Genomic DNA, 1623 nt, shown 5'->3' on the forward strand with positions numbered 1-1623 from the left:
AATTAAGCGGCTTGTAATCTTTGCTGTTGTTGCTCTTTTACAGGATTTAGCGTTGTTGGCCCTACAGGCTCGCAGTTCCTCACCTCCTGAGTTCCCCAGCGTATCGGGTTTTCATCTTTAGCGCGCTGCATCGTGAGCAGACGCTTCGCCAGTACTTCCTTATCCTCACCCGTATGGCGCTGATTGGGCGTCACAAAGTTCAGCTGACTGTGCTTATGCTCATTGTTGTACCAGCGCGTGAAGCTCAGCATCCATCGTCTTGCCGCATCTAAGCTCTTAAAGCCATCGATAGGCCAATTAGGGCGATACTTGCAGGTTTTAAATAAAGACTCTGCAAACGGGTTGTCATTACTGACACGCGGTCTGCTGTAAGAGGTGAGTACCCCAAGCTCATACGCTTTCATGCGCATGGTTTGAGCTTTCATCGGTGCCCCATTGTCTGAGTGTAGCACCACCCCAGTGTGCAATGCATTCTCACTGATTAAAGTACGCTCAAGCAGCTGAGCTGCCAGTACACCTGACTCGTGGTCATAAACCTCCCAGCCAACAATTTTACGGCTATAGACATCCTCTATCATGTACAAATAATAGAACTGACCCCGTACCGGACTTGGCAGATAGGTGATATCCCAGCAGAACACTTGGCAAGGGCCAGTGGCAGTAAAGGTCTTTGGGGCGCTTGAGGCTTTAGGGGCAAGTGCACGACCGCGGTGAGCCAATTGCTCATGCTGCCTCAGCACCCGATAAAAGGTAGACTCTGAGCCATGATATACCCCCTCATCAAGCAGGGTCGGTACAATTTGGGTGGGCGGCAGACTGGCAAAGCGGGGCTGATTGCACACGGCTAGGATGGCGGCTTGTTCAGAGGCGCTCAGTTTATTCTTAGGAGCTTGGCGCACGGCGTCACACCGTTTATCACCATTCACGTGACCTGCGCGGTACCAGCGCCGATAGGTGCGGATGCTAATGCCAACTTCAATACAGGCAAGGTTAAGTCTGGCTCCTGAGTGATTGGCCTCTTGTATCCAGTCTATGTATTGCTTGCGCTTAGGGAGCAAGGTCAGTCGTCCTCGTGCTCCTCCCAAAACGCTTCCAACTTTTTTCGCAATACCAGTAAGGCGGCAGTTTCAGCTAAAGCCTTTTCTTTTCGAGCAAGCTCTCGGGTGAGTTGTTTGATCTGTTTGCGATCGCTCTGCTGCTGACGCTTGTCTTTCAGGCTTTGTTGTTTGCTGCTGCTAAAGCCTTGTAAGGCGTCAGTACGCCACGCTTTGATTTGCTCAACATATAGGCCTTTGCTGCGGCAGTATTCGCTAAGTTCACTCTCGCTTAGGGTGGCCGTCTCTATAATGGTGGCAAGCTTGGTTTCGCTTGACCAGTCATCAGGGGTTTTATGGTTCGATGGCATGGGGTGACCTTGTTCTCTAGCTTGGGCACGCCAATTATACAGGGTCTGTAATCCGATGCCTTCACTTCTTGAAACCTCGGCAACACTTAGGCTCAGCGGGGGTAGCAGTTTGCTGAGTATAGCCTGTTTACGTTCTTCGCTATATCGTGGCATGATGTGTCCTCATTGTCCCCTTTGGAATTATTATTTAGGGGTGACAACTATCCTGCCATAGGGGG

At 50.8% G+C, this 1623-nt stretch carries 1 protein-coding gene; it reads right to left on the reverse strand.

What is annotated here, in order from left to right; translation table 11 throughout:
* Positions 1-2: 2 nt before the first annotated feature.
* Positions 3-1558, reverse strand: a protein-coding gene (locus JFC07_RS12980) for an IS3 family transposase (RefSeq protein WP_227697980.1) whose coding sequence is annotated in 2 segments (ribosomal slippage) — positions 3-1105 and positions 1105-1558 — 1557 coding nt in all. Because the reading frame shifts where the segments join, the coding sequence is not laid out codon by codon here.
* Positions 1559-1623: the final 65 nt, after the last annotated feature.

The sequence above is a fragment of the Psychrobacter faecalis genome, assembly GCF_016107575.1.
GTDB lineage: Bacteria > Pseudomonadota > Gammaproteobacteria > Pseudomonadales > Moraxellaceae > Psychrobacter > Psychrobacter faecalis.